23 protein-coding genes and 1 tRNA gene are annotated in these 24,988 nt (G+C 44.1%); 18 read left to right on the forward strand and 6 right to left on the reverse strand.

What is annotated here, in order from left to right:
* Positions 1-7 precede the first annotated feature (7 nt).
* Complete coding sequence (locus tag DOE51_RS00950; RefSeq protein WP_142694737.1) at positions 8-496, reverse strand: fimbrial protein; 489 nt, start codon at positions 494-496, stop codon at positions 8-10.
* 245 nt (positions 497-741) lie between these two features.
* Between DOE51_RS00950 and DOE51_RS00955 the strand changes: the two genes are divergently transcribed.
* Positions 742-1,344, forward strand: coding sequence for a hypothetical protein (locus DOE51_RS00955; RefSeq protein ID WP_142694738.1), 603 nt, complete (start codon positions 742-744; stop codon positions 1,342-1,344).
* Here the strand turns inward: DOE51_RS00955 and DOE51_RS00960 are convergent.
* Positions 1,338-1,754, reverse strand: coding sequence for a RadC family protein (locus DOE51_RS00960; RefSeq protein ID WP_142694739.1), 417 nt, complete (start codon positions 1,752-1,754; stop codon positions 1,338-1,340). The genes DOE51_RS00955 and DOE51_RS00960 overlap by 7 nt on opposite strands.
* 163 nt (positions 1,755-1,917) lie before the next feature.
* Between DOE51_RS00960 and lpoB the strand changes: the two genes are divergently transcribed.
* A complete protein-coding gene (gene lpoB, locus DOE51_RS00965) occupies positions 1,918-2,517 on the forward strand; it encodes a penicillin-binding protein activator LpoB (protein ID WP_142694740.1) in 600 nt (199 codons plus the stop codon).
* Complete coding sequence (locus DOE51_RS00970) at positions 2,518-3,765, forward strand: COG3014 family protein (RefSeq protein WP_142694741.1); 1,248 nt, start codon at positions 2,518-2,520, stop codon at positions 3,763-3,765. It abuts the gene before it with no gap.
* A gap of 72 nt (positions 3,766-3,837) precedes the next feature.
* Here DOE51_RS00970 and DOE51_RS00975 read toward each other — a convergent pair whose 3' ends face one another.
* On the reverse strand, positions 3,838-4,386 hold the full coding sequence (locus DOE51_RS00975; protein ID WP_142694742.1) for a polyhydroxyalkanoate synthesis regulator DNA-binding domain-containing protein: 549 nt from the start codon (positions 4,384-4,386) through the stop codon (positions 3,838-3,840).
* 286 nt (positions 4,387-4,672) lie between these two features.
* Here DOE51_RS00975 and DOE51_RS00980 point away from each other — a divergent pair, with 286 nt between their 5' ends.
* From DOE51_RS00980 to DOE51_RS00990, 3 genes are all read left to right on the forward strand, one after another.
* On the forward strand, positions 4,673-5,161 hold the full coding sequence (locus tag DOE51_RS00980; protein ID WP_142694743.1) for a hypothetical protein: 489 nt from the start codon (positions 4,673-4,675) through the stop codon (positions 5,159-5,161).
* Positions 5,162-5,265: 104 nt separating this feature from the next.
* Positions 5,266-7,140 carry a tetratricopeptide repeat protein gene (locus DOE51_RS00985; protein ID WP_142694744.1) on the forward strand — a complete coding sequence of 625 codons (1,875 nt, stop codon included), beginning with the start codon at positions 5,266-5,268 and terminating at the stop codon, positions 7,138-7,140.
* A 10-nt stretch (positions 7,141-7,150) separates the two neighbouring features.
* Positions 7,151-9,271 carry a hypothetical protein gene (locus tag DOE51_RS00990; RefSeq protein ID WP_142694745.1) on the forward strand — a complete coding sequence of 707 codons (2,121 nt, stop codon included), beginning with the start codon at positions 7,151-7,153 and terminating at the stop codon, positions 9,269-9,271.
* Here DOE51_RS00990 and DOE51_RS00995 read toward each other — a convergent pair.
* Positions 9,252-9,878 carry a hypothetical protein gene (locus tag DOE51_RS00995; RefSeq protein WP_142694746.1) on the reverse strand — a complete coding sequence of 209 codons (627 nt, stop codon included), beginning with the start codon at positions 9,876-9,878 and terminating at the stop codon, positions 9,252-9,254. The two genes, DOE51_RS00990 and DOE51_RS00995, sit on opposite strands and share 20 nt — an antisense overlap.
* Between DOE51_RS00995 and DOE51_RS01000 the strand changes: the two genes are divergently transcribed.
* The 6 genes from DOE51_RS01000 (at position 9,861) to DOE51_RS01025 (ending at position 16,467) form a co-directional block, all read left to right on the forward strand.
* Complete coding sequence (locus tag DOE51_RS01000) at positions 9,861-10,523, forward strand: hypothetical protein (protein WP_246845221.1); 663 nt, start codon at positions 9,861-9,863, stop codon at positions 10,521-10,523. The two genes, DOE51_RS00995 and DOE51_RS01000, sit on opposite strands and share 18 nt — an antisense overlap.
* A 77-nt stretch (positions 10,524-10,600) precedes the next feature.
* Positions 10,601-12,676, forward strand: coding sequence for a PrkA family serine protein kinase (locus tag DOE51_RS01005; RefSeq protein ID WP_142694747.1), 2,076 nt, complete (start codon positions 10,601-10,603; stop codon positions 12,674-12,676).
* Entirely contained in the window at positions 12,676-13,773 is a 1,098-nt protein-coding gene (locus DOE51_RS01010) for a DUF444 family protein (RefSeq protein WP_142694748.1), read from the forward strand. Before DOE51_RS01005 ends, DOE51_RS01010 begins: the two co-directional genes overlap by 1 nt.
* Positions 13,774-13,800: 27 nt before the next feature.
* The gene (locus DOE51_RS01015) at positions 13,801-15,324 is read left to right on the forward strand and encodes a SpoVR family protein (protein ID WP_142694749.1); all 1,524 of its coding nucleotides are present in this window, start codon (positions 13,801-13,803) and stop codon (positions 15,322-15,324) included.
* Positions 15,321-15,683 (forward strand): translation initiation factor, encoded by a 363-nt coding sequence (locus DOE51_RS01020; protein WP_142694750.1) that lies wholly within the window; start codon positions 15,321-15,323, stop codon positions 15,681-15,683. The genes DOE51_RS01015 and DOE51_RS01020 overlap by 4 nt, the downstream gene beginning before the upstream one ends.
* A gap of 106 nt (positions 15,684-15,789) precedes the next feature.
* The gene (locus tag DOE51_RS01025) at positions 15,790-16,467 is read left to right on the forward strand and encodes a response regulator transcription factor (RefSeq protein WP_246845223.1); all 678 of its coding nucleotides are present in this window, start codon (positions 15,790-15,792) and stop codon (positions 16,465-16,467) included.
* Positions 16,468-16,557: 90 nt separating this feature from the next.
* On the opposite strand, the gene DOE51_RS01030 is transcribed toward DOE51_RS01025, so the two are convergent.
* The gene (locus tag DOE51_RS01030) at positions 16,558-17,664 is read right to left on the reverse strand and encodes a hypothetical protein (protein WP_142694752.1); all 1,107 of its coding nucleotides are present in this window, start codon (positions 17,662-17,664) and stop codon (positions 16,558-16,560) included.
* Positions 17,665-17,671: 7 nt separating this feature from the next.
* Positions 17,672-18,616, reverse strand: coding sequence for a tRNA adenosine(34) deaminase TadA (gene tadA, locus DOE51_RS01035; RefSeq protein ID WP_142694753.1), 945 nt, complete (start codon positions 18,614-18,616; stop codon positions 17,672-17,674).
* 236 nt (positions 18,617-18,852) lie between these two features.
* On the opposite strand from tadA, the gene rpsU reads away from it, so the two are divergent.
* From rpsU to DOE51_RS01065, 6 genes are all read left to right on the forward strand, one after another.
* The gene (gene rpsU, locus DOE51_RS01040) at positions 18,853-19,053 is read left to right on the forward strand and encodes a 30S ribosomal protein S21 (RefSeq protein WP_142694754.1); all 201 of its coding nucleotides are present in this window, start codon (positions 18,853-18,855) and stop codon (positions 19,051-19,053) included.
* A 137-nt stretch (positions 19,054-19,190) separates the two neighbouring features.
* Complete coding sequence (locus DOE51_RS01045; protein WP_142694755.1) at positions 19,191-19,637, forward strand: GatB/YqeY domain-containing protein; 447 nt, start codon at positions 19,191-19,193, stop codon at positions 19,635-19,637.
* Between the two features lie 107 nt (positions 19,638-19,744).
* Entirely contained in the window at positions 19,745-21,613 is a 1,869-nt protein-coding gene (gene dnaG / locus DOE51_RS01050) for a DNA primase (protein ID WP_142694756.1), read from the forward strand.
* A gap of 13 nt (positions 21,614-21,626) precedes the next feature.
* Positions 21,627-23,456: an RNA polymerase sigma factor RpoD gene (gene rpoD / locus DOE51_RS01055; protein WP_142694757.1), complete on the forward strand. Its 1,830-nt coding sequence runs from the start codon at positions 21,627-21,629 to the stop codon at positions 23,454-23,456.
* Between the two features lie 211 nt (positions 23,457-23,667).
* Positions 23,668-24,627: a hypothetical protein gene (locus DOE51_RS01060; RefSeq protein ID WP_142694758.1), complete on the forward strand. Its 960-nt coding sequence runs from the start codon at positions 23,668-23,670 to the stop codon at positions 24,625-24,627.
* Positions 24,628-24,695: 68 nt separating this feature from the next.
* A tRNA-Met gene (locus DOE51_RS01065) sits at positions 24,696-24,772 on the forward strand.
* The last annotated feature ends 216 nt before the right edge of the window (positions 24,773-24,988 follow it).

Below are 24,988 nucleotides of genomic sequence, written 5' to 3' on the forward strand. Positions count from 1 at the left end.
GGTCAAATTAGTTAGCAACGATAGATACTGTGATTGTGTCAGAGTATGTACCAGCTGCTGCTGTTGCTAGTGCAGTTACATCAACATTCACGTTTGAAGAAACTGTTGTTAAACCAGTCAATGCATTCACAGTTTTCATGTCTGTGTCGCCAGTTGAAAGAGTCACTTTCGTAGCGCCATTGTAACCAAGTTTGTAAGCAGTTTTTACGCTTGAGTTTGCTGTGTTTACCAATTGTCCGCCGTTTGCAGACTTCATTTTGATTTTATAACCGTTCAAATTGTTTGAATGCTCGCTGACTGTTGCAACCAATTTATCAGTTTCACCACCAGTGATGTTCAATGCCGTCGCATTGGCTGTCGCTGTGACTTCTAGCTCATTTACTACTGCAACAACGCCTGAAATAGTAAGAGTGCCGGTTGGACCATAAGCTGCGAATGCAGAAGTGCCAACGGCCAAAGTCGAGAAAAGTGCTGCTGCGATTTTGATAGATTTCATACGGGAGGGTTCCTTTCGGGAATTTATTGTTAACCGTCAATAGACACTGTTCCGTATTTCACGAGATGTGCCAGGGGCCTTAACCGTTTCTTAATCACTGTATTTGTTATGGAACAGTATATGGGATCTGAGGGCGTCAAAACTCTATACACTCGACCTTAAAAGGCTGACGCTTAACAAGGATTTAACATCCAGACTTTCCCTGTCCTTAAGCTAGACGTGGGGAGCGCCGATAAGGGGTTAGTATGGCAGTTGAGAATTCACAGAGTGAAAGTAAGGATAACTCGAAACTTCTCGCACTCCTTTTATTAATTGGAGCGGGGGTATTGGGATTGCTTTATCTAAGCTCTGAGGACGGCAAAAAAACTGTCTCTGAAATCTCTGCGAAAGTTCGCTCTGAAAAATACGAAAAAGCAGTGAACAGTCATCTGATGGTGACGAATGAAAATCTAAACATGCAACGCCAACGCATGGAGATTGAAAACGCCAAGCTGACGCAAGATTTTAATTCAACGAAAGCCCAAGCAGCTTATCAACCACAACAAGGTGGCGTTGATTTGAGTTCTGATTCAAAAGCCGAAGACATCGCGAAAGAACTCGGTCGCGGTCCTCGTCAGGAAACTTTCGAAAATCCAAACGACGTTATTCAAAAAGAACTTTTCAATAAGCAACAAGAAGAAGAATACACTCGCGCCTATAAAGAAGAATACGCTCGACAATTCGTAGAGAACGCACGTCGCGGCGGTTACGATGTGCGCTTGGATGATAACTTCAAAGTGATTTCCGTAAGACCATTGCGCGGTCAAGGCCAGCCGATCGGCGATGGCATGAGCGACGCCCTTCAATAATAACTATTCGCCCGCAATTTCTTTTTCCAGGTTTTGAAGTGGCCATGATCGGCCATGCTAAAATATTTTTCATTCGAAAAGATCACGTGATCTTGCATTGGGATCTGCAACAATACGCCGGCACTATAAATTTTGCGAGTCAGGATAAGATCTTGATCGGAAGGTAGAATTTCCGAGCTGGGGTGATTGTGCGCTAAAATGAATGAGCTCGCGTTACGTGAAATCAGATAGCGAAAGATGTCGCGCGGATGAATCAAACACTGATCGACCGTGCCTCTAAATATCATCTCAAGACCAATGACTTGTAAGTGCGAATTCAGGGCAATGACCCACACCTCTTCAGAAAATGAATTGAAGTGTGGTTGAAGAAGAGCGAAGGCCTGTGCGCTGGAATTAACTTCGTTAGTCATAAGTTATGGCCTGGTGCAAAGCGATTACCAGCTCAAATATAAAATGTGGACTGCTTTATATTCGAGATTAGGACGCCCGTCTTGAAACGGAGGACCATAGCTTGCACCTCTTTAAACCTAGGCATAGACTTTTCTTTGTCGAAATAAAGGAAGGTAATTTTTTATGAATACAAAGTGGATGCTAACTGCACTTGTTGCTTCAATGATGGCGCTTTCAGCGTGCGGACCGCAAGCTTTCGTTAAAGGACAATACGACGACGTAGATCGCGAAAATAACTTGAACGATCAGTGGTCAGAAACTGACATGCAAAAAGCTGTACACGATCTAGTAGGCAGTGCTTTGAATTCAGCTTCAATTTCTCAAGCTAAAAAAATGCCAGTTGTGATGGTGACGAACCTTCAAAATAAAACAAGCGAACACATCGACACTCAAAGCATCATGGACATGGTTCGTGTTGAGTTGATGAAGTCAGGTCGCGTAGGTTTCATCGACAAAGAAGCTCGTGAAGATATCTCTAACGAATACGACTACCAAAACTCTGGTAAAGTTTCGCAAGAAACTAAAAAAGGCCCAGGTGGCCAAATTGGTGCTGACTACATCATCAACGGTCGTTTGGATTCAATCGTTCAAGAAGTTGGTAAAGACAAATCTGTGTACTACAAACTGACTATGAACATGACGAACCTTAAAACGAGCATGATCGTTTGGTCTGATCAAAAACAAATCCGCAAAACATACAAAAAGAAAACTATCGGTCTGTAGATGTCTGCTGATTTTTCGAAAAGACTCACGCTTGTCGTGGGTCTTTTTTTTAGTTTAAATCTCACTGCCTGCGCGACTTATCAGAATAAGGTGCAGGATGCTCGCCAAGCATTGGTCCGAGGAGATTACGACAAAGCCGTCAAAGATTTAGAACCTTTGGCGCAAAAGCAAGACGGGGATCAACTCGTTTATCTATTAGACTATGCGACTGCTTTAGAAATTTCTGGAAACTTCAAAGACAGCAATAGTGTTTTCTTAAAAGCCGATCGCTTGTCCGAACTGGTCGACTATCAATCCATCACTCGTCAAACCGGATCGTTGCTATTGAATGAAGAGATGGTTCAATACAAAGGCGACACTTTCGAAAAAATCTTCATCAACGCTTATCTTGCGATGAACTATCTTCAATTAGGAATGCTTGATGATGCCTTGGTGGAAGCCCGTCGTATCAATGAAAAATATTTGAAATTCCGTCAGGAAGAAAAAAAGTTTTTCGAGATGAACTCATTCAGTAAGTATTTGTCTGCGGTGGTTTGGGAAGCCAGCCGCAACTATGACGATGCTTACATCGCTTACAACGAAGCTTATAAAATCGATCCAACAATTGGACCGATCCGCGAAGATTTAATTCGTTCCGCAAAACTTGCACGACGAACGGATACTTACAACTCGTGGAAGAAACAGTTCCCCGAAGTGAAAGAAGATCCATCGTGGTATGATAAATCCAAAGGGGAATTGGTGGTGATTTTCCAACAAGGTTGGGGTCCCCGCAAACAACCATCAAGCGGCTCTTATCGTTTGCCGATGTTGGTGCCTGTTCACAGTGCGACACGCTTAGCGCGCCTTGATATCGAAGGGCAAAGTTCTTACGGCAGTAAATTAATTTACGATGTTGAAAACGCGGCGATTCAAACTTTGAAAGATGACTATGGCATCTTAGTCGCAAAGCGCATGGCCGGTGTTGCCGCGAAAGCTGCTGCTGCAGATCAAGTTCGTCAAAAGAATCAGTTGTTGGGTGATTTAGCGTGGATCGCGATGAATCTTTCTGACCGCGCAGACTTGCGTCAATGGTCTTTGCTGCCACAAAGCATTCAAATGATCCGGGTGCGTCTGGCACCGGGTAAATACAAATTCAATCTTGAAGGTTTAGATTCAGTGGGAGCACCCACTGGAGAGAAACTTGAAAATCAAGAAGTCGAAATCAAAGCGGGACAGAAGAAGTTCGTCACGTGGAGATCTGTAAAATAATTCAGTCCCCGAAAATAAAAAAGGCCCTGCTAATGCAGAGCCTTTTCATGCTTGCTAATCTACTTTCGTAAATTAGTTGTTCAAGCCAAGAGAAGAACCCGGAAGATTTGGAGTTTCTTCGTCTTGTTGCAAACCAGGAAGAACAGTCGCTTTTTCAGCAGCTACTTTAGCAGTAGTGTCTGTGTTGTAGCGAGTTGCAGCAGTAGCAACGCGGTTTTCCAAGTTTTGTTTCACGCTGTCAGTAGAAGCATTTTCAACAACTGTGTTTACTTGTTGTTTAGTCATGTAATCCTGAGGGAACGCGCCCAACTTAGCCAAGTAACCAGAGATGCTTCCGTTACCGTTTTGGATGATCTCACGAAGTGTGAAAAGAGGAGCGTATTGAGATGCTTTCTTTTCTGCTTCGAAGATGATCTGTGTCAAAGTAGCAGCAGTGATATCGTTTTTAGATTTATTATCGATAACCATTACTTCTTCGTTTGTGCGGATCATCTTAGCGATGTCATCAAGAGTCACGTAGCAGCTTTGCTGAGTGTCGTACAATTTGCGGTTTTGATAGCGCTTGATGATTTTTACTTTAGAGTTTGGCTTAGATGTCATTGTTTCGTTTTGGTTGATCAAAAGTGCCTCCCAATTTGAAATTTTCCCAAAAGTTCCAACAGATTATGTGCTAAAGTATTCAGCACGCCCCCTGTCGATGGGCGCAACCTATCCCCGGCGCCACCCCTTGTCAAGCGGTCCTCAAATCAAAAGAAAAGACTCTAGGCGTCAGTTTTTCCAGCTTTGAGAATGCACTGCCGTACAAACCTTGGTTTGTTTTTCAAAGATTTTCAGACCTTTGTCTAAAGTACATTAAAAATCCTGCCGAAAGGTAAGTAAGGCAATCTACCTTGCGGGATTAAATTTAATGAATAATGAGCAAAAACAAGAGTTTAAGTCATCTGGTGTTCTGACTTTGTTGGGACTGGTTGGCTTTTCAGCAGCGATCATTGCTGCTCCTTGGAATCGCCAATATCAGGATCAGCAAGTCGATGCAGCACTGCAGAAGGCTGAGGTCGTTGGTTACCAGGTCGTGCAAATTTACCGCGAGGCGGCAAAAACTTCAGCCCTGTCTTCTAACACAAACGGCCGTGCTCCCGCGTCTGTGGCCGGTGAAAACCCGCTAGAAAACCTACGCACAACAGGAACTATGGGCACGGATCCGTGGGGTCAGCCTTATCACTACCGCATTCTTTCCGCGGAAAAATCAAAACCGATGCGCATCCTTGTTTGGTCAGGTGGGCCAAATCAGAAAACTGAAACTCCTGATTTAGATAACGAGGCTAAGAAAATCACAGCGCAACCAGTCTATGGCGGCGATGATATCGGCGTCGTGTTGAGCATGAATCAAAATTAGACGCTCCATCTTCTAGACCGCAGTCCGGATGAGGTCCTGAGTCCTTTTCTCTCATCAAGATAATCTCAAAAAGCGCCGATCAGCCTAGTGACTAAGGAGATTCCATGCTTCCATTCACTAGGACCGCGTTATTGGCACCCATCCTTCTTTCTCTTACGGCCTGCGCGACTTTCACGACGAATGATAACGACAAAGCGCCTTACTTCGAAGCTTCCTTCGATGATAAGAACAGAGCTCCTGCGTCGTTAACTCCTCCACCGATTTCAAATAAAGATGGCGAAGCGACATTAGATCCAGTCTACATGCGCACGCAAGCTGACTATTATTTCTCAATGGGTGAAGCCTACAGCTTGGAAGGCAATCAGCAAAAAGCTATCGAAGCTTTCAAGATGGTTTTGATTTACGACCAGAACTCACCAACGGTGAACATGCGTTTAGCTGGTGAGTACTTGAAGCAAGGCATGATCTCTGAGTCTTTGATGCAAGCTGAAGAAGCTGCGAAGAAAGATCCAAAGAACGTTGATGCGCACTTGTTGCTTGGCGGTTTGTATTCTTCGATGAAGATGTATCCAAAAGCGATGGATCAGTACAACTTGGTGCTGAAAATGAATCCATCGAACACCGAAGCTCCGTTGTACATTGGTGCGTTGTATTCTGAACAGAAACAACCAGACAAAGCGGTGAAGTACTTCGAAACTTTGGCGAAAAATTCTGATTATGCAACTCCGTACCTGGCACATTACTACATCGGTCGCGTGCGCATGGAGCAGCCAGAGGCGAAATACCAAAAGGCTGCAGAAGAGTCTTTCAAAAAGGCTTTATCTTTGAAAGCGGAATTCCCAGATGCAGTGTTGTCTTTGGGTGCGCTTTACATGAAGCAAAAAAATGAATCGAAAGCGATCACTTTGTATCGCAACTATCAAAAAGAAAACACGCCTTCTCCGAAAATCGCAGAAGTGTTAGCACAAACTTTCATTGAACAAGGTAAGTACGAACTTGCTTACGATCAATTGGAAGTGATGGAGCAGTCTTCAGACGAACCATTGAACGTTCGTATGAAAATGGCTTTGATCTTGATTGAGCAAAAGAAATATCCGCAAGCGACAGAGAAGCTAGAGCAAATCCTTAAGGAAGCTCCAGAGTCTGATAAAGTTCGCTTCTACTTGGGTGCAGTTTACGAAGAAACTCACCAAGGTGATAAAGCTGTTCGTGAATTTAAAAAGATTCCCGCAACAAGCACATTCTTTGGTGAAGCAACGGTTCATGCGGCCTATCTATTAAAAGGTATGAACAAGTTGGATGAAGCGGTTGAAGTGATCTCTAAAGGTTTGGCTGAAAGAAATGACCAACCACAGATCTATGCGATGTACGCTTCATTGCTTGATGAAAAAAATGATTTCAAAGGTGCCGCAAAAGTTCTTGAGCAAGGTTTGGCGAAATTCCCAGACAATGCACAATTAAGATTCTATTTCGGTACGATCAATGACCGTCTTGGTAAAAAAGACGTTGTTGTGAACGAAATGAAAAAAGTTTTGGAACTAGATCCAAATCACGTTCAAGGTTTGAACTACTTGGCTTTCACATGGGCCGAGATGAACCAAAATCTTCCTGATGCTGAAAAGCTAGCGCGTCGTGCTCTAGAGCTAGAACCACAAGATGGTTATGTTTTGGATACTTTGGGTTGGATCTTGTACAAACAGGCGAAATTCAATGAATCAATTAAGTTCCTTGAAGCCGCTTATAAATACCAAGGGACTGTGAGTGTTATCGCAGAACATTTGGGTGATGCTTACTACAAGCAATCAATGATCGAAAAAGCTAAAAAAATGTATCGCAAAGCTGCGGACCTTGAAACGGACAAATCGAAAGTTCAAGAAATTCGCAACAAGATTACAGCAATCGAGAAACAGGAACTAAGTTCTCCTAGACTTCCTGCTTCAGTGGAGGCGCCGCTGGCGGCTGAACACTCAAGTAAATAAAGGATAAGTGATGAGATCGTACGTACTCGGGATTTTAATTTTACTTGGATCTTCTGTAGGGTTTGCTAAATCAGCAAGCCCTAAAGCTTTATCGACTATCGAAAAACATTGGGCCTCATCGAATAATTACACAATCTCTGAAGATGGTGTCGAGGTCACAACGCAAGGAAGCCAGCGCTTCATTAATTTGCGTGGCAATATCATTCCTGTTGCGATGATGACTTCAGGTCACATCAAATCTAAGACGGGCAAAGGTATTCCAAAAGATTTAGCAGGACATCTTGCTAAACTGATGGGGATTAAAGAGTGGAAAAAAGATGATCGTGGTTCGTACATCGCTTATGAAGCGCCAGTACCGAATGAAGCGCGTCTGTTGAAACTTTTCGTTTCGAAAAATAAAACTGATTTTAAGTATTCCATTGCAAGCATCCGTATCGCTTACATGTTGCCAATGTATTACGAAGCAGAACTTCTGCAACGTAAGCAAGTTGAAGGCACGCAGTCGGTTGCAGCCTTGGAAACAAATAGCACGTGGGCGCGTGTGTTTGAATTTTTCGTAAGCCCGGCTTATGCCGCCGATGGTTTTTCATTGGCGGATTTGACAAGCAGCCTGAATGGCAATCTTCCGAATGTGAACGTTAACGTTGATTCAAGTGCACTGTCTGGTATCCAAGGCTCTTTGACAAGCTTGGGTGGTCAGGTCAGTAGTGTTACGGGCTCTATTAATAACGTTGCCGGTGCGGGTAATAATTTGGCGGGCGCAGGCAATAACATCGCAAGCTCCATCAACACGGCTTCAAGTTCCGTGGATCGTTTGACGGCTGAAGGTTCACGCATTCAACAACAGATCGCTAGCACGACGGATACGATGAAAACATCAGTATCTGACATCAACAAAACTCTTCAAGGTTTCCAAGATCCTAAGACGTTCTTTAAAATCGGTCTTGCCAGTGGTTTTGGTTACACGTTGGGTTCGATGTTAGTGCAATTCGCTACTGACGGTGCTGCGACTCTCGTTAAAAAGATTTTTTATGAAGTGACGGGTCAGATGGACCCAGCGATGCGCGAGCGTATTACGTCGCGTGGTCAAAAAGCTTGGGACGATCTGGAAAAACTTTCTGCGCGCGTGGCAGAGATTGATAAGAACGTCCAACTTCGTTTGGCAGTTCTTGCGGAACTTAAAGGTCGCGATCCATTGCAAGTAGCGAACGAGTTAGAAGACCGTCGTCTATTGTTGGAAAGTGATATTCGTAAGATGAAAGATCAAATGGATAAAACTTCTGACTATCGCCAACGTATGCAATGTGCGTCTGCAATGCGTGAGATGAGCCAGCAAGTTGAGTTGCTAAAACAGATGGAACCTATTCTGCAACAGGAACAACCGCGTTCTCAAGCAGACCTGTGTGCTAGCTTCGATCGTATGTACCAACAATGGGCCAACGTAGAACTACAAATGCACAATGCGCGTTCAATTCTGTTGAATGATATGGTGGCATTGGCAACGGGTGCTGAAAAGGCAACCCAAGCTGCGAATGAATCGATCGCTTCAGATCGTAAAAAACGCAATGAATGTAAAGACAGTAAGCTTGATGCAGTCAAAGATCTTTTGGATGATAATAACTGCTCGAAGTCTTCTGCGACCGTTTCGCAAAAGTGTCAGTACTTGGAAATGGAAAGAAAGAACTACGAAGATCATGAGAAAAGCTGTTTGAACATGATCGCGATGAGCAAAACTGTTGATAAAGACACTGATAATTTGGTGGAAAGTGAATTGGTCCGTCAAAATACAACGATGCTAGAAGACTCTTACCGCAAGTTGACTAAATCATATTGCGTAGAAGGCGATACAAGCGGCGTTTGTGATGGCAAAGACGGAAGTTTCTCTGCGATCCACAGCCGAATGCAGAATCAGTTCCAACAAATTCAAAAGGCCTGCGGATCTGACTCAGTCGTGTCTGCATCACCTCGTGATATTTTAGATGGCAAACGTAAAGCGGCAGCACTTGCAGCGTCGTCACAACCGATTGCTTCGGCACCGGTTTCAAGTTTGCCGACGTCATCACAAGGTGGCGGTTTCTTCAGTAATTTCTTTTCGAAAATCGGAAGTTTCTTTAAGGGGCTTTTCTCGTAAAAGCATTGCGTGTTTTCATTTCAGAGAACACGTAATAAGTCGTATAGAACATCACGGGGAGTACCAGCACGAAGCCGACTCCTCGTAATAATCCACCGATCATTAATCCCACGCTTAAATAAAAACTTGCGACCACGTACAGCTTCATGTTTTTCACTGATGCTAGTGCCGAAACGTCTAATGCGCGTGCAATACCTTGTTGCGATTCTTGTTGCACGTTGAATCCGTGGGACAAGATCATGAAGAAATAGATGCCAAGGATAAACAACGCAAGCGAAGTTGGTAGACTGCGCCAGTGATCTTGTGGATCTTGCAATAAACCAAACGCAGAACCTAATAAAATTCCTGTCGGCATCAAAATCACTGCTGTAATTATTAAAGAAATCCAGTCGTGTTGAAAATGTGTCAGGTCCATTTTCCATTTGCCGGTTTTAAGGCGCACGTTTGTCAGCTCTTGAAAAATCAATAAGCCAAACGAAATAAGAAGTGCGCCAACAAAAGGAATGAATTGCGAAAAGAAAATATAAACAGTGGCTGCGGCGCCAAGATAAAGACTTTCTTTCCAATTCGCTTTAAATAACATCAATGCTTGTTTAACTGGATTCATTTCATCTATGCTAAGGGAATGATGAACAGGTTCAATCTCTTTTTTACGGCAGTTGTTGGTGTCCTGACTTTAAGTGCGTGTGCGACGAAGCCCGTGCAAGAAGGAACGTACGAAAAGGCGCAGTGGGAAACCAAAGCGTTGATTCGCAATCTAAAAGAGCAGAAAACTCAGTCAGTTAATATAGACATCATGGCTATCAAAGACCAAAGAGCCCGATTTGAGATCACGGCTTTACTCGGATTTCAGGTAGCAAGTTTAGTTATGTCTCCCCAAGAAATCTCTTATGCCATCTATCCCGAAAAGAAATTTTATTATGGAAAGAGTTCAGAGTCTGCAGTGGCGCGTATGATTGGTTTACCTCTGCATCCTATGAATTTGGCGTATATCGCATTTGATGAACCCATGCGTGGCGTTGGTTGGAAGTGTTATGCAGCATCTGGTGTTCTATTAAGATGTGAGAATCCTCAACGACAAATTAACATCGAATGGAAAGATCGAGAGCAAGGTCAGAAGAAAGTTGTAATTACTGCTCCGCAATTCGAGATGCAGTGGTTGTTTAAAGCTCCCCAGACAGAGGTCCAGTTTAAGAATGAGACATTTACTCTGAAACAACCTGAAGGGTTTAAAGCAATACAAATAAATTAATTATCTCGTTAACCGTCTAGGATTGGGGCATAATCTAACGTAGTAGGTGTGTCACCCATCACCACCGGGGAGATAATATGGCCTCTAAGTTCGACCTTCATTCGTTAGTCGCAAACTGGCAAAATTCCAGCGCAACTGCAAAGGCGCACTGGAGCGGCACCTTCGACGAGTATCTCGACATCGTCAAAGCAAATCCCAAAGTCACTAGAAACGCCTACCAACGCATGTTTGACATGATCGTTGAGGAAGGCACTGAAGTTTATATCGATTTCAAAAAAGAAGTCGTTCGTTATAAATTCTTCGACGACAAATTCAATAACGGTAAAGACGCTGTCTTCGGACTTGATGTTCAGTTGATGAAACTTGTGAATGTCTTGAAAGCCGCAGCTCTTGGTTACGGTACAGAGAAACGTGTGATTCTTCTGCATGGCCCAGTGGGAAGTGCGAAGTCTACGATCTGCCGTATGTTGAAAAAAGGTCTTGAGCGCTACTCTTACTCTGATACGGGTGCACTGTATACGTTTGAATGGGTGGATGAAAAGTTAGAGCTTGATGGTCTACTTGGTAAAGGTGTGAAAGTTTTCCCGACGCCAATGAATGAAGAGCCGCTACTTCTGATTCCAGATGATTTGCGTGCTTCGGTGTTTGAGCAATTGAACAAAGGCCAAGAGGGGACATACCGCGTGAATGTTGATGGTGAGCTGAGTCCGCCATCGCGTTACATCTTTAAAGCCTTAATGGAAAAATATGACGGCGATTTGATGAGAGTGTTTAAACACGTTCGTGTAAAACGCTTGTTCTTGTCTGAAGCTGACCGTGTGGGTATTGGTACTTTCCAACCGAAAGACGAAAAGAACCAAGACTCGACAGAGCTTACTGGTGACATCAATTATCGCAAGATCGCTGAATACGGTTCCGATTCAGATCCACGCGCTTTCAATTTCGACGGTGAATTCAATATCGCGAATCGCGGTTTGATTGAATTCGTCGAGGTGTTGAAGTTGGACGTGGCGTTCTTGTATGACCTTTTGGGTGCATCACAAGAGCATCGCGTGAAACCAAAAAAATTCGCGCAAACTCATATCGATGAAGTGATCATCGGTCACACGAATGAGCCTGAGTACCGTCGTCTTCAAGACAACGAATTCATGGAAGCCCTTCGTGACCGTACTGTGAAAATCGACATTCCTTACATCACTCGTTGGAGAGATGAAGTGAATATCTATAAGCGTGATTTCAACTCGCAAAAAGTTCGCGGTATTTCTATCGCGCCTCACACAGTTGAAATGGCGGCAATGTGGGCGATTCTTACGCGTTTGGAAAAACCGAAGAAAGCAAATCTCACTCGTTTGCAAAAGCTAAAACTATATAATGGTAAAACTTTGCCGAACTATACTGAAGACAACGTGCGTGAGCTTCGTAAAGAAACTCAACGTGAAGGTCTTGAAGGTATTTCTGCTCGTTATATCCAAGACAAATTGTCGAATGCACTTGTGGCAGCTCAACAATCTAACAAAGGCTCTGTGAATCCGTTCATGGTCTTTAAAGAGTTGGAATCGGGTCTGAAGAGTCACTCGCTGATTTCTGATGAAGAAGTAAAAGCTGAATACCGCGAACTTCTGGGCGTGGTTATGCAGGAATACGAAGAGATTATTAAAGCCGAAGTGCAAAGAGCCATCAGTGCTGACGAAAGCGCGATGCAAAGACTTTGCGGTAACTACATCGACAATGTGAAAGCATACACGCAAAAAGAACGCGTAAGAAATCAGTTCACAGGAAACGATGAGGAACCAGATGAGCGTTTGATGCGTTCGATCGAAGAAAAGATCGAAATTCCTGAATCTCGTAAAGACGATTTCCGTCGCGAGATCATGAATTACATCGGTGCTCTGGCTTTGGAAGGTAAGAAGTTTAACTATAAAATGAACGAACGCCTGCATAAGGCGATTGAGCTGAAACTTTTTGAAGATCAAAAAGACAGCATCAAGTTGACGACTCTTGTGAGCAACGTTGCTGACAAGGATACTCAAGAAAAGATCGACGTAGTTAAAACCCGTCTCATCAAAGACTTCGGTTACGATGAGATATCTGCGACGGACGTACTTCATTACGTAGCTAGTATCTTCGCTCGTGGGGATGTAAAGAGTAAATAATGTCAATTCGGGAAGATCAAAGCCGATTTAAAGACATCGTCAAAGGCAAGGTTAAAGAAGACCTTCGCAAGTACGTTTCCCAAGGCGAAATGATTGGGAAGCGCGAGGACGAGTTCGTTAAAATTCCACTTCCACGTATTGATATTCCAAATTTCCGTTATGGTCCGAAACAATCAGGCGGGGTTGGCCAAGGTGAAGGTCAGCCCGGTCAAGATGTTGGTGATCCAGGCGAAGGCGGACAAGGTCAAGCCGGTGAAGCTCCAGGCGAACACATGCTTGAAGTGGAACTGTCGATGGAAGAACTTGCGGATATTCTAGGTGAAAAACTAGAACTTCCACGCATTCAACCTAAGGGCTCAAAAAATATTGAGGCCGTGAAAACGAAATTCACTGGATTAGCACCAGTGGGTCCCGAAGGTTTGCGCCATTTTAAATCTTCATACAAACAAGCGTTGAAAAGAAATATGTCTGCGGGAAGTTACAATCCCGAAAATCCAGTCGTATTGCCGATCAAACGCGACATGAAATATAAGTCCTTCAAGAAAGTCACAAAGCCACAAACTCAAGCTGTTGTGATCTATATGATGGACGTGTCTGGATCGATGGGTGACGAACAAAAAGAAATCGTTCGTTTGGAATCTTTCTGGATTAATACCTGGTTGAAAAAACATTATAAGGGCCTGGAAACTCGTTTCATCATTCACGATGCGGCAGCAAAGGAAGTTGATGAAGATACGTTCTTTAGAACGAGCGAGTCAGGCGGTACGCTGATCAGTTCTGCTTACAAACTTTGCCAAGAGATCATCCAAACGGATTATCCAACGAATGAGTGGAACATTTATCCATTCCATTTTTCTGATGGCGATAACTGGAGCGGCGAAGATACGCGTCTATGTGTTAAGATGTTGCAGGAGTTCTTCCTTCCGAACTGCAACGTGTTTGGATATGGCCAAGTCGAAAGTAAATACGGCAGTGGTCAGTTCCTGAAGGACTTGCAAAAGGAATTCGGCGAAGACGAGAGGATTACTCTGAGTCAGATCGAAAACCGCGACAAGATCCTTGATTCTATCAAAGACTTCTTAGGAAAAGGCCGCTAGGGCCTTTTCTACTAAAGGACGTGAGTCATGGCAAATTTAACTCCGGAATTAGAAGCAGAACGCAAAAGAATCTGTCAGATTGCGAAAGACGCGGGTCTTGACTGCTTCGAAACTATTTTTGAATTGATCTCTTACGATCAAATCAATCAATTTGCTGCTTACGGCGGTTTCCCGGTTCGTTATCCCCACTGGAAATTCGGGATGGAGTACGAACATCTTTCTAAGAGCTATGAATACGGCCTTTCAAAAATTTACGAGATGGTGATCAACACCGATCCTTGTTACGCGTATTTGATGGAAGGTAATGCCATGATGGACCAGAAGCTGGTCATGGCGCACGTTTACGGTCACTGCGATTTCTTTAAGAACAATATCTGGTTTTCTAAAACAAATAGAAAAATGATGGACCAGATGGCGAATCATGCGACTCGCATTCGTCGTTATATGGATCGCTATGGTATCGAAGTTGTCGAAAACTTCATTGATACATGTTTGAGTATTGAAAATCTGATCGATCGTTATTCTCCGTATGTGGAAAAATCTGTGACTAAGTCGCAAACTCCTCCACAAGAAAACAATTATCTTCTTCGTGTAGATCGCGATTACATGCGCGACTATATCAATCCGCCATCTTTCGTTGCCGAACAAAAGAAACGCGCAGAAGAAGAAGCGCAACAGAAAGCCGCGCGTTTCCCAGCGGAGCCTGAAAAAGACGTTTTGAAATTCTTGATCCATCACGCTCCATTAGCGGACTGGCAAGTGGATGTGCTGACGATCATTCGTGATGAAGCTTATTATTTCTCGCCGCAAGGTATGACGAAAACGATGAATGAAGGTTGGGCTTCGTACTGGCATTCGAAATTGATGACTTCAAAAATTTTGAATGACTCGGAAATCATCGACTTCGCGGATCATCACGCCGGCACGATGGCGATGGCACCAAATGGTTACAATCCCTATAAAGTGGGAATTGAGTTGTTCCGCAATATCGAAGAGCGCTGGAATAAAGGTCAATTCGGTCGCGAGTGGGAAGAGTGTGATGACGTTCGCGAACGTAAACACTGGGATAAAAAATTGAATTTGGGTCGGGATAAGATCTTTGAAGTGCGCAAAGTGTGCAACGACGTGACTTTCATTGACCAATTCTTAACAGAAGAGTTCTGTGTGAATAACAAACTCTTCGTTTATAAATTTAATAAGAAAACGCAAAAGTTCGAAGTCGACACGACGAACTTCAAAGCGATTAAAGCACAGTTGCTTTTCCATATGACGAACTTTGGGCAGCCGATCATTCGCATTGAAGATGCGAACTTCGAAAACCGTGGGGAGCTTTTGCTGACTCACTTGCACGAAGGCATCGATATGCAGCCTGACTTCATGAGCGAGACGTTGAAGAACGTTTATAAGCTTTGGAAGCGTCCTGTGAACATCGCGACAGTGATGGATGATAGCCCGCAGCTTTTCAGATTCGATGGAAAAGAATATACCCAACACAAGTTGGGTGAAGGCCCAACGCCTAATCCAGCGAATACTGAAAGTTCAGGTACATGAAAAATACTCGTCTCGTTTACAGCACAGACCCAAAAGACAATGTTGTCTGTGCTGACTGCAAAGAGCTCAAAGCAGAATGCCGCTGCAAGCCAGAGGAATCTGTTCAAGGAGCGAAATTCACAATTGTTTTCCGTCTAGAGAAGAACGGCCGTGGTGGCAAAACTGTCACGGTGCTCGACGGATTTCCCCGTAACGAAGCCTATTTGAAGGATCTCTCGAAAGAACTGAAAGCGAAATGTGGCGTCGGTGGGTCATTCCAATTGGGCGAAAAGCATGGCATGATTGAGATACAAGGGGATAAGCGTGAGGCGCTCAAGAAGATTCTTGATGCGAAGGGCCTACGCTATAAGGGCATGTAGGTCCGTAAATCTGGACTTTTGGTAACTTGTATTTTTGTTCGATAACCGACATTCTTCAAATATGAACATGTTTATGCCCGAAATAGAGTCCCTAAGGAGAGTTAACTTGGCTGCGAAAAAAATAGTGATCGTTGATGACTATGAAGAGAGTTGCAAACTCCTGGCTGAGATTTTGAGCTCAACATACGAATGCTCGTACACATCGGATAGTATGTCGGCTGTAAGTCTCATCAACGAGAAGCGCCCAGATCTTATTTTGTTAGATTATAAAATGCCGGGCTTGCTTGGCGTTGATGTTTGTCGCGAAGTGAAAGAAAACGAAGCGACAAAAAACACTCCGATCATTTTCGTATCGGGTGCAGCAACGATCGACGAGCGTATCAAAGCATTTGAAACAGGTGCAGACGATTTCATCTCTAAGCCTTTCCACGTGAAAGAGCTTATTCTTAGAATCAAAGCTCGCTTGTCTGAAAAAGAACCAGAAGTTGCAGCGGAATTGACTGCTGCAAATTTGAAAATGAATTTGTTGTCTCGCCAAGTTTATGTTGATGGAGAAGAAGTAAATCTAACTCCAAAACAATTCGACATCTTGAAAATGCTTGTCGCTGCGAAGAACCACTTGGTGACACGCGAAAAGTGTTTGATGGAAATCTGGGGCGATACAGAAGTGACTTCTCGTAACGTCGATTCGCAGATCAACTACTTGAAACGTAAGATCCAAAAATTCAACGGCCGTATCGTGGCTGTTCCATCTTTGGGTTATCGTTTGGAAGCGCAAGAGTAGAACTGAATTTAGCTTTAATTAAGACGAAAAAAGCGGAGTGAAAACTCCGCTTTTTTATTTTTAAGATAATGGACGTCCTGGACGAGAATTTTATTTAAGCTTCGTCGCCGTGTCTTTGATGTCTTCTAATTTCTTGTCAAACTTCGCAAAGAACTCTCCTGAAACTGCTAAAGCACGCAGGCTTACTTTGTACATATAATTGGAAATCTCGGGATGTTCGCCGAAGTTCTTCTGGATTTTTTCAAGCGCCGCCGGATCTTTTTCGAAAGTATCGCGTAGTCCCACCATCTTGCCTTCGATCAACAACTCTTCGGGCGTCGCAAAGCCAAGTGATTTCATATCCAAAGTTTTCCAGATGCCTTCCAAGCCTTCTTTGTACTGTTTGTCGATTTGGTCTGTGTACGCTTTGAACTGCGGAGCTTTCGCAACGTCGATCGCTTGAATCACTTCGTTCGTTGTTTTCGCATGCAGATCCCAATTTAGCACCCACGGTTTGCCATTCGAAAACTGCTGCCAGAAATCGGGCTTTTGCGCCAGCGAAACGTTTTCGCTTAAATTCGGCCAAGGCTCTTTGCCTTCTTTCATCGCGTTTGCTGACAACGCTGCGATGCTGACCATTTCAAAACGTAGACTTTCAGAAAGAATTTTTTCTGAACTTAAAGCCATGACTTGTTCGCGGAATGCTTGCAGACGAGCTTTATCGTCTTTTTTAATTTTTCTGTGGGGAATGGATTTTAAAAGATCTACGGATTCTTTCAACCATTCGGCACCGACGGCGTTCACAATAACGGGACCTTTACATTGAATCGTCGTTAAACCTACGCGCGCAAGTTGCAAGGCTTTTGGAAACGAGGCTTCCTTTTTGATGCGCTCTTTCGTGACTTTGAAGGCTTTACTGAATTCAGTCAGATGCACACTTTCGTTCGCGCCCCATGAATAAGCGTTACAGCCTTGCAGAGTTAGCTCCGAAAATTTCAGAACTGCTTTTTCCATCGACGGAGGATTCGTTGGTGCCTTGAAAGAATCAAGATTGGAAAGGAACACGCGACTGCCTTGTGAAGGAACGATGATCTTTTGATCTTCGGGCAACGAGGCATTTAGTTTTGTTGCCGTCTCTGTCAACGACAACGGTGCGACTTCAGGGGATGTTTCCGCAAAGGCAAATGAGAGAGCAAGTGATAGAAATAAATGAAGCATAATCCTCCTACAGCCGTCGTTTCTTGGCCACCTTCATAAGTTTTTGCACAGCCCACAAAATATCCTTGTTGTAGGCGAAGACTTTATCAATTTTATTTGCATCAATCCATTCGACGCCTTTGTGATAATCGGCATCTTTTATTTCCGTCGGTGCGTGCCACGGTTCCGCAAGTTCCGCCAAATAGAAAACTGTATCGCACGGATTTATTTTTCCATTCCACGGGAAATCATATTTTCTGCGGAATTCTGTTTCCGCAAAAATACGAATGCGATAGCCGGTTTCTTCAAGCGTTTCGCGCTCGGCACTGACGATCGGTGATTCGCCAGCTTCGATACCGCCACCAGGAACAAAGAAATATTTTGCACCTGAATGCGGATCGATTGCGTTGAATCCTAAAACTTTATTTTTATGAACCACTAAAACTGAAGCGCGTTTGCGATAAACCTTTTCGGTTTTTTCTTTTTTAATTTCATCACGGCGTGATTGAAAAAAATCAGTGATCACTTGCGAACACTCTGTTTTCAACACACCAGCAGTGACTTGCACCTGATGATTTAAACGTGAATCTTGCAGAATTTGATAAAGACTTTCGACCGCGCCGGCCTTGGCATCGCTTGCTCCGTAAACCACGCGACCGATGCGTGCTTGTTGGATCGCACCTGCGCACATCACGCATGGTTCAAGGGTCACGTACAAAGTGCAGTCTTCTAAGCGCCATGAATTTAATTTTTTTGAACCACGATGAAGTGCTAACAGTTCGGCATGACCGATTGGGGTTGCCAAAGTTTCGCGAACGTTGGAAGCCTTGGCGAGCATTTCGCCATCAGGGGATACGAGGATGGCTCCGACGGGAACTTCGCCTTTTTCGCCCGCTTTCACGGCCAATTTCAGCGCCCGGCGCATCCATTTTGAATCCGAATTTTGGTGGGGCGAAGAAAATTCACTATTCATCCTGGCCAAAACCTTTCAAGTTCGCGCAAGCTCCGTTGTTAAGAAGCCCAATGAAATTAAATAGATAGCTAAATAGAACCTTAGAATAAACCGGGTCGCTCTGAAAGGGCAGCACTACAGCGAAAAGATTCACTGCGTTAGGACCTCGAGAGGTTGCCCCAGTGCTGCCCGTTTGTTATACACTCTGTCTCTCTAAAACTCTTTTTTCGACCACATGAGAAGGGAAGGTGATTGTCGTGGCACTAGTTAAGATCAAAGACGGTGAGTCTTTCGAATCTGCGTTTAGAAAATTCAAAAAATCTTGCGAAAAAGCAGGCATTCTTTCTGAAGTTAAAAAACGTGAACACTTTGAAAAACCTTCTGTAAGACTTAAAAAGAAATCTATCGCTGCTCGTAAACGCGCAGTTAAGAAATCTAGAAAAGGTTGGAACGACTAATATCCCTTAGTGGACATTGGTATTTTCAAAGGAGGCGGCCCCTTAAAAGGTCGCCTTCGTTCTATAAAGCGGGCACCCTTCGCCCGTCGATTAAGACACTCTACTCCGACGAAGTTGGAGTGTAGACAGGAGCCCTTATGGAATTAAGAGATAAAATTGCAGCTGACGTTAAAGCAGCGATGATCGCAAAAGAATCTGCTAAATTGGGAGCTCTTCGCATGCTCCAAGCGGCGATCAAAAATCGTGAAATCGATATGCGTCCTGACCCAATCACTCCAGAAGAGGTCATGAACGTCGTAAAAAAATTAGTTAAACAACGTAAAGAATCTATCGAGCAATTCCAACAAGCGGGTCGCCAAGATCTAGTGGATCAAGAGAACGCGGAATTGAAAGTTCTTGAAGTTTATTTGCCAGCGCAAATGAGCCGTGAACAAATCGAAGCTCTAGTGACAGAAGTAATTGCAGCATTGGGCGCGAAAACAGTTAAAGACATGGGTCCTGTGATGAAAGAAACCATCGCACGCTCAGGTGGCGCCGCAGACAACAAAGTCGTTAGCGAAGTTATTAAAGCTAAACTTGCTTAATGGTGTAGGGGTCTAAACCAGACCTTGCCAAAAGGCGAATCGATCCCACGTTGATATAAGTAATCACGTGGGATTTTGATGTTTAAAAGACTTGAGTTGGAAGGTGCATGAGATTTTCCCAAGACTTCATTGAGAGAGTGTCCGAGGCGAACAACCTCGTAGACCTAATCTCTCAATACACTCAGTTAAAACCTAGTGGTAGCGGCCTTATGGGCCGTTGTCCGTTTCCAGATCACGCTGAAAAAACGGCGTCGTTTTCTGTATCGGAAACAAAACAGGTTTATCACTGCTTTGGTTGTCATAAGTCGGGAAATCTTTTTTCATTCCTTCGCGACTATCAAGGCATGAGTTTCCCGGAAGCGGTTGAGTATCTTGCAAATCGCGCAAGTATTCCAATTCCTGCTCCGGAAAATGATGACCCCAATCGTGATCAAATCGCTGATAAGAAAAAACAGCTGATGAAGGTGAACAAGATTGCTGCTGATTATTTCGCAGAGCAATTGAAGCGCGTTTACAACGATCACCCTGTTAAAAAATATATTGAAAGCCGTGGTCTGTCCCAAGAAGTGATCGAAACGTTCGGTATCGGTTACGCTGTGGCAGAGTGGGATGGTTTAGAAAAGCATTTGCAGTATAAGCAAATCCCAATGCCTTTGGCTGAAGAAGCGCGCTTGGTGAAAGCACGAAATGGCAAACCAGGCTATTTCGACTTGTTCCGCGATCGCTTGATGTTCCCGATCTTTTCTCCAATGGGTGAGCCCATTGCATTCGGTGGACGTTACTTAGAGAAAAAAGAAACCGAGCCTAAATATTTAAATTCTCCTGAAACGCCCGTGTTCATTAAAGGGAAAGTTCTGTACGGACTTTCGCAAACTGCGAAGTACATTCGTAGCGAAGACATGGCGTTGATCGTTGAAGGTTACATGGACCTGGTGTCGCTTTACCAAGCAGGCATTAGAAACTCTGTGGCCACAATGGGAACGGCTTTAACGCCTGAACACGGCAAGATGTTAAAGCGTATGACGAAGAACGTGGTCGCGCTTTTTGACGGCGATGGCGCGGGTATGGAAGCGGCTGAAAGAAGTCTACCAATCCTGCTTGCGGCTGATTTGTATCCGAAGGGTTTAACTCTACCAAATGGTATGGACCCCGATGATTACGTGAAGAAGTACGGTGCGGAAGCTTTGAAGGTCGAACTTGAGCGTGCTCCAGATTTGTTTGTGATGATTTTGGCGCGTTGGATGGAAGGTTATCGCGGTGACGCCTCTGAAAAGGTGAAGCTGGCCGATAAAATGAAACCATTATTCGAGGTTATTCCAGATTTGCGTTTGCGTGATTTGTACTTGGCGGAAGCCGCTCAGAAGATGAGTGTGACGCTTCCATGGTTGCGTCAGGCTGTTGGTTTACAAAGTAGCGGCCCTGTTTATTCGCAGAACCGCTCTGGTCTTTCTAGGACGGTGCAGCCAAACGTAAATCAGACAAATGCTAACCCGGCACCCTCACAGCCTGTGTCAGACACTCGTGAGGACGGTAAAATTAGTCTGCAAGGAGCCTCCAAAGCAGAGGTATTGCTGATGGGACTTGTGCTCAAAAGTCGTGCCAACTTTGAGCAATTTGTGAATGAAAAATTGATCGATTCGATCAGCCATGTAGGAGTGAAAAAGATCCTGCAAAAAGCTCTCGATGTGTATGGACAAGATCTTAATAAGTTTGATAAATTGACCAGTCTGCTTGTCTCATACGTTGATCATCCGGAATTATTATTTGTAGCAGAGCCTACTCCTGAGGCGGAGCCAGGGTTCGATGAAGAGAAAGAGACGAAGCTTCTGAGTGATTGCTTTATACGTGTGCGGAAAGATTTCTTCCGCGATCAAGCGAAGTCACTGACGAAGGACCTCAAAACCGAGTTGGACTCGGCTAAGTTGGAACAGATTATGAAAGCTCATAGAGATCGACTCTCTCTGAACAAAGGGTAAAGGCGGGGTATTGATGAAACAAAACCTACCAAACAAACAAGAGAAAGAACCAACAAAAGTTCTTTCACTGCAAGAACAAGAATCTCTGATTAAAGAAGAAATTCAGAAGTTTCTGAAGCTTGCTAAGGAAAAAGGCGCGTTGACGATCGAAGAGATCAACGACCTTCTTCCTCCTGAAATTATCGCACCCCAAGCTCTTGATGCCTTCATGCAGGGCCTTGAGGCCGGTGGTGTAGTTATTTCAGACTTGTCTGAAACTTCGAAAGAGGAAGAAGGCGAAGGATCATTCCTTGAAAGCCCAGATTCTGATGACGAAGAAGTAGATGAAGAAGAAAAAGCTGAAAGCGAAGACGTTAAGGGTAACGATCCTGTTCGCTTATATTTGCGTAAAATGGGTTCCGTATCTCTACTTACTCGTGAGGGTGAGGTTGAGATCGCTCGTCGTATCGAAAAAGGGGAGCGTGAAATCGTTCGTGCGATCCTTTTGTCGCCTCTAGGTACATACGAGATCATTCAACTTGGTAAACGTCTTGATGAAGGCCGTATCAAAGTTAAATCGATCTTCCGTGGTCTTGAGGACGAAGATACTCAATACGACGAAAAGGAATACATCGATAAGATTCATGAGCTTATCGGTAAAGTAACTGAGTACCAAAAAGCAGCAGCGAAACATTTCGAAGTTCTTCGTAAAGAGGAAACGAACACTCCTGCTCGTCAAGCCGCTATGAAAGAACTTGTTGTGATGAACGATAAGTTGATGGCGAACTTTGAATCAGTGAACTTCAACCGTAAGACAATCAACCGTGTCGTAATCAAGTTCAAAAACTTGGTGAACCGTATCGGAACTCTTCGTCGTCGTATCAAAGACGGTGTCGAGCGCACGTTCTCTAAAGACGTGAACGCGATGGTTGAGCGCATGAAGCTTGTTGAATCGAATGAAAAAGAATTAACAAGAATGACTCGTGATACTGGCTTGAACTATCAAAAGTACAAGTCATACGTGATGCAAGCTCAAGAAGCTGAAATCCGTATCAAGCGTTTGGATTCAGAAACTGAAATGAATCACACTTGGGTGAAAGAAACATACACTGCCATCTGGAAAGGTGAGCGTGAGGCCGATGCTGCGAAATCTGAATTGGTTGAAGCAAACTTGCGTCTAGTTGTTTCTATCGCGAAGAAGTACACGAACCGCGGTTTGCAATTCTTGGATTTGATCCAAGAAGGTAACATCGGTTTGATGAAAGCCGTTGATAAGTTCGAATACCGTCGTGGTTACAAATTCTCGACTTATGCGACTTGGTGGATTCGTCAGGCGATCACTCGTGCTATTGCCGATCAGGCGCGTACGATCCGTATCCCTGTGCACATGATCGAAACGATCAACAAGCTTGTTCGTACATCTCGTTACTTGATCCAAGAGCTTGGTCGTGAACCAACTCCGGAAGAGATCGCAGATAAAATGGACATGCCGGTTGATAAAGTTCGTAAAGTTTTGAAAATCGCGAAAGAGCCAATCTCTTTGGAAACTCCAGTGGGTGAAGAAGAAGATTCGCACTTGGGCGACTTTATCGAAGACAAAAAGGTTATCAATCCTGCAGAAGCGATTGTTAACTTGAACTTGGCGGAACAAACTCGCCGTGTTCTTTCGACTTTGACTCCGCGTGAAGAAAAAGTTCTTCGTATGCGTTTCGGTATTGGTGAAGAATCGGATCACACTCTTGAAGAGGTTGGTCAGGACTTCAACGTAACTCGTGAACGTATCCGTCAGATCGAGGCGAAAGCTCTTCGTAAGCTTCGTCACCCTTCTCGCAGCAACAAGTTGAAAGCTTTTGTTGATAGCTAGTAGCTACTCCGACTTCGTCGGAGAGTAAGCCAGCAAAATTCAGATTAAATTTTGAATGAAAAAAGGGAACCGCAAGGTTCCCATTTTTTTTGCGATCACTTTCAGTTGTTCCGTCTCTCGACCTTCGCCTAAGCAGCTCCAAATTAATCCAGAGTTTGGAATTCCTGAGCTATCATTCATATTGTTTAGTTCACAAATACATGGAGGTCTTGTGAAGTCTCTCGTTTTAGCGACGGTACTTTGTTTTGGTGTTTCTGCTGTGGCCGCTGATGCTCAACCTGATTGGGCAGCGATTAATAAAAATATGGAATGCAACATGAAGCAGAACCAAGCTGCGATGGATATGTATGCGGGTATGGATCCAGATGGTGCGGCATTTGTATTCGGTGGTGATGGTAAAACTCAAGTTTTGGATTCTGGCCGTGTGATTTCACGTGCGACAAATGGTGATACAGAAACAATCACTTATAAAACGAAAGAGCTTCGTTACGATTCCACTGGCAAGACAATGTACGAAACTGTGAAACGCACAGTGCAGGTAAAACGCGAAGGCGGAAAAATTGTTTCTGTTAGCAAGCTTTACGACGTTGCTCAACAAGCGGCTGATCAAGCGAGCTTCGCGAAAGCGTGCAAAGACTGTCAGAATTTTGGTAAGTGGCCTTTGATGAAAAGTGCTGAAACGACTTTCGCTTATGATGGTAAGAATGGTTGCGCAATCAATCAGAACGTTGTTCTGCAAATGAAGGATGAAAAAGCATCTCCTGAAGCAAAAGTAACTTTCGATAAAAAATTCTGTGACTCTTTGGGGCCAGTCATGAAGCAAATGGGCTCGCAAAATGCAGCTCAATGCGGAAACTTACTATCTATGGCGGAAGGATATTTTTCGCAACGTAGTGGCGAGTTGAAAAAAGAGGGTAAGTCTTTCTACGACTACTCATTCCCAGGTGCAGACCAAAAAAATAAATCTCCGTTCTCAAATTCCAATATCTCTATGCAGATCGCGATGTGTGCTTCTGCAGAAAACCCTGTGATGACAGGTGGAATGGGTGTTTATCCGGGCGGTACGGGCTTGATGATGGGCGGCGGCTTCGTCATCGGTGGCGGAGCGATGGGAATGCCAGCGGCTAAGCCATCTTCTAACAAAGGGACTTCAAACTCGGCCGTTCAATAGGCCCTGATGCAGCGGCTCAACCTCTGTTTTTGCTCTCCCGCTTCATCTTTGCTAAGTTGAAGGTGAGTGGGGGGCTAGCTTAGTTGGTTAAAGCACGGTGCTCATAACACTGGGATCGGGGGTTCAAGTCCCTCGCCCCCTACCATCTCTTCTTTCCTACTTAATGCCGTTCTAATTTTTATTCAGTTTATTTGTTGCTAGCTTTGACGGGATGTAAATGAACCGCCATTGAGGCGAACGACCTCGCCCTCTATCATTTAAGTCTCAATACTGGACCTCAATATATTAATATTTTCAGCTGCTTAGTTTGAAGAAGCGTTCATGGGTTGGTGCTTTGTTGACTAAAAATCTATCTCGGACA

The sequence above is a fragment of the Bdellovibrio sp. NC01 genome (assembly GCF_006874625.1).
Lineage (GTDB): Bacteria > Bdellovibrionota > Bdellovibrionia > Bdellovibrionales > Bdellovibrionaceae > Bdellovibrio.

Bases quoted from the DNA above. Each gene is read 5' to 3' on its own strand.
- DOE51_RS00950 (WP_142694737.1), bottom strand. From the start codon at position 496: ATGAAATCTATCAAAATCGCAGCAGCACTTTTCTCGACTTTGGCCGTT.
- DOE51_RS00955 (WP_142694738.1), top strand. From the start codon at position 742: ATGGCAGTTGAGAATTCACAGAGTGAAAGTAAGGATAACTCGAAACTT.
- DOE51_RS00960 (WP_142694739.1), bottom strand. From the start codon at position 1,754: ATGACTAACGAAGTTAATTCCAGCGCACAGGCCTTCGCTCTTCTTCAA.
- lpoB (WP_142694740.1), top strand. From the start codon at position 1,918: ATGAATACAAAGTGGATGCTAACTGCACTTGTTGCTTCAATGATGGCG.
- DOE51_RS00970 (WP_142694741.1), top strand. From the start codon at position 2,518: ATGTCTGCTGATTTTTCGAAAAGACTCACGCTTGTCGTGGGTCTTTTT.
- DOE51_RS00980 (WP_142694743.1), top strand. From the start codon at position 4,673: ATGAATAATGAGCAAAAACAAGAGTTTAAGTCATCTGGTGTTCTGACT.
- DOE51_RS00985 (WP_142694744.1), top strand. From the start codon at position 5,266: ATGCTTCCATTCACTAGGACCGCGTTATTGGCACCCATCCTTCTTTCT.
- DOE51_RS00990 (WP_142694745.1), top strand. From the start codon at position 7,151: ATGAGATCGTACGTACTCGGGATTTTAATTTTACTTGGATCTTCTGTA.
- DOE51_RS00995 (WP_142694746.1), bottom strand. From the start codon at position 9,878: ATGAATCCAGTTAAACAAGCATTGATGTTATTTAAAGCGAATTGGAAA.
- DOE51_RS01005 (WP_142694747.1), top strand. From the start codon at position 10,601: ATGGCCTCTAAGTTCGACCTTCATTCGTTAGTCGCAAACTGGCAAAAT.
- DOE51_RS01010 (WP_142694748.1), top strand. From the start codon at position 12,676: ATGTCAATTCGGGAAGATCAAAGCCGATTTAAAGACATCGTCAAAGGC.
- DOE51_RS01015 (WP_142694749.1), top strand. From the start codon at position 13,801: ATGGCAAATTTAACTCCGGAATTAGAAGCAGAACGCAAAAGAATCTGT.
- DOE51_RS01020 (WP_142694750.1), top strand. From the start codon at position 15,321: ATGAAAAATACTCGTCTCGTTTACAGCACAGACCCAAAAGACAATGTT.
- DOE51_RS01030 (WP_142694752.1), bottom strand. From the start codon at position 17,664: ATGCTTCATTTATTTCTATCACTTGCTCTCTCATTTGCCTTTGCGGAA.
- tadA (WP_142694753.1), bottom strand. From the start codon at position 18,616: ATGAATAGTGAATTTTCTTCGCCCCACCAAAATTCGGATTCAAAATGG.
- DOE51_RS01045 (WP_142694755.1), top strand. From the start codon at position 19,191: ATGGAATTAAGAGATAAAATTGCAGCTGACGTTAAAGCAGCGATGATC.
- dnaG (WP_142694756.1), top strand. From the start codon at position 19,745: ATGAGATTTTCCCAAGACTTCATTGAGAGAGTGTCCGAGGCGAACAAC.
- rpoD (WP_142694757.1), top strand. From the start codon at position 21,627: ATGAAACAAAACCTACCAAACAAACAAGAGAAAGAACCAACAAAAGTT.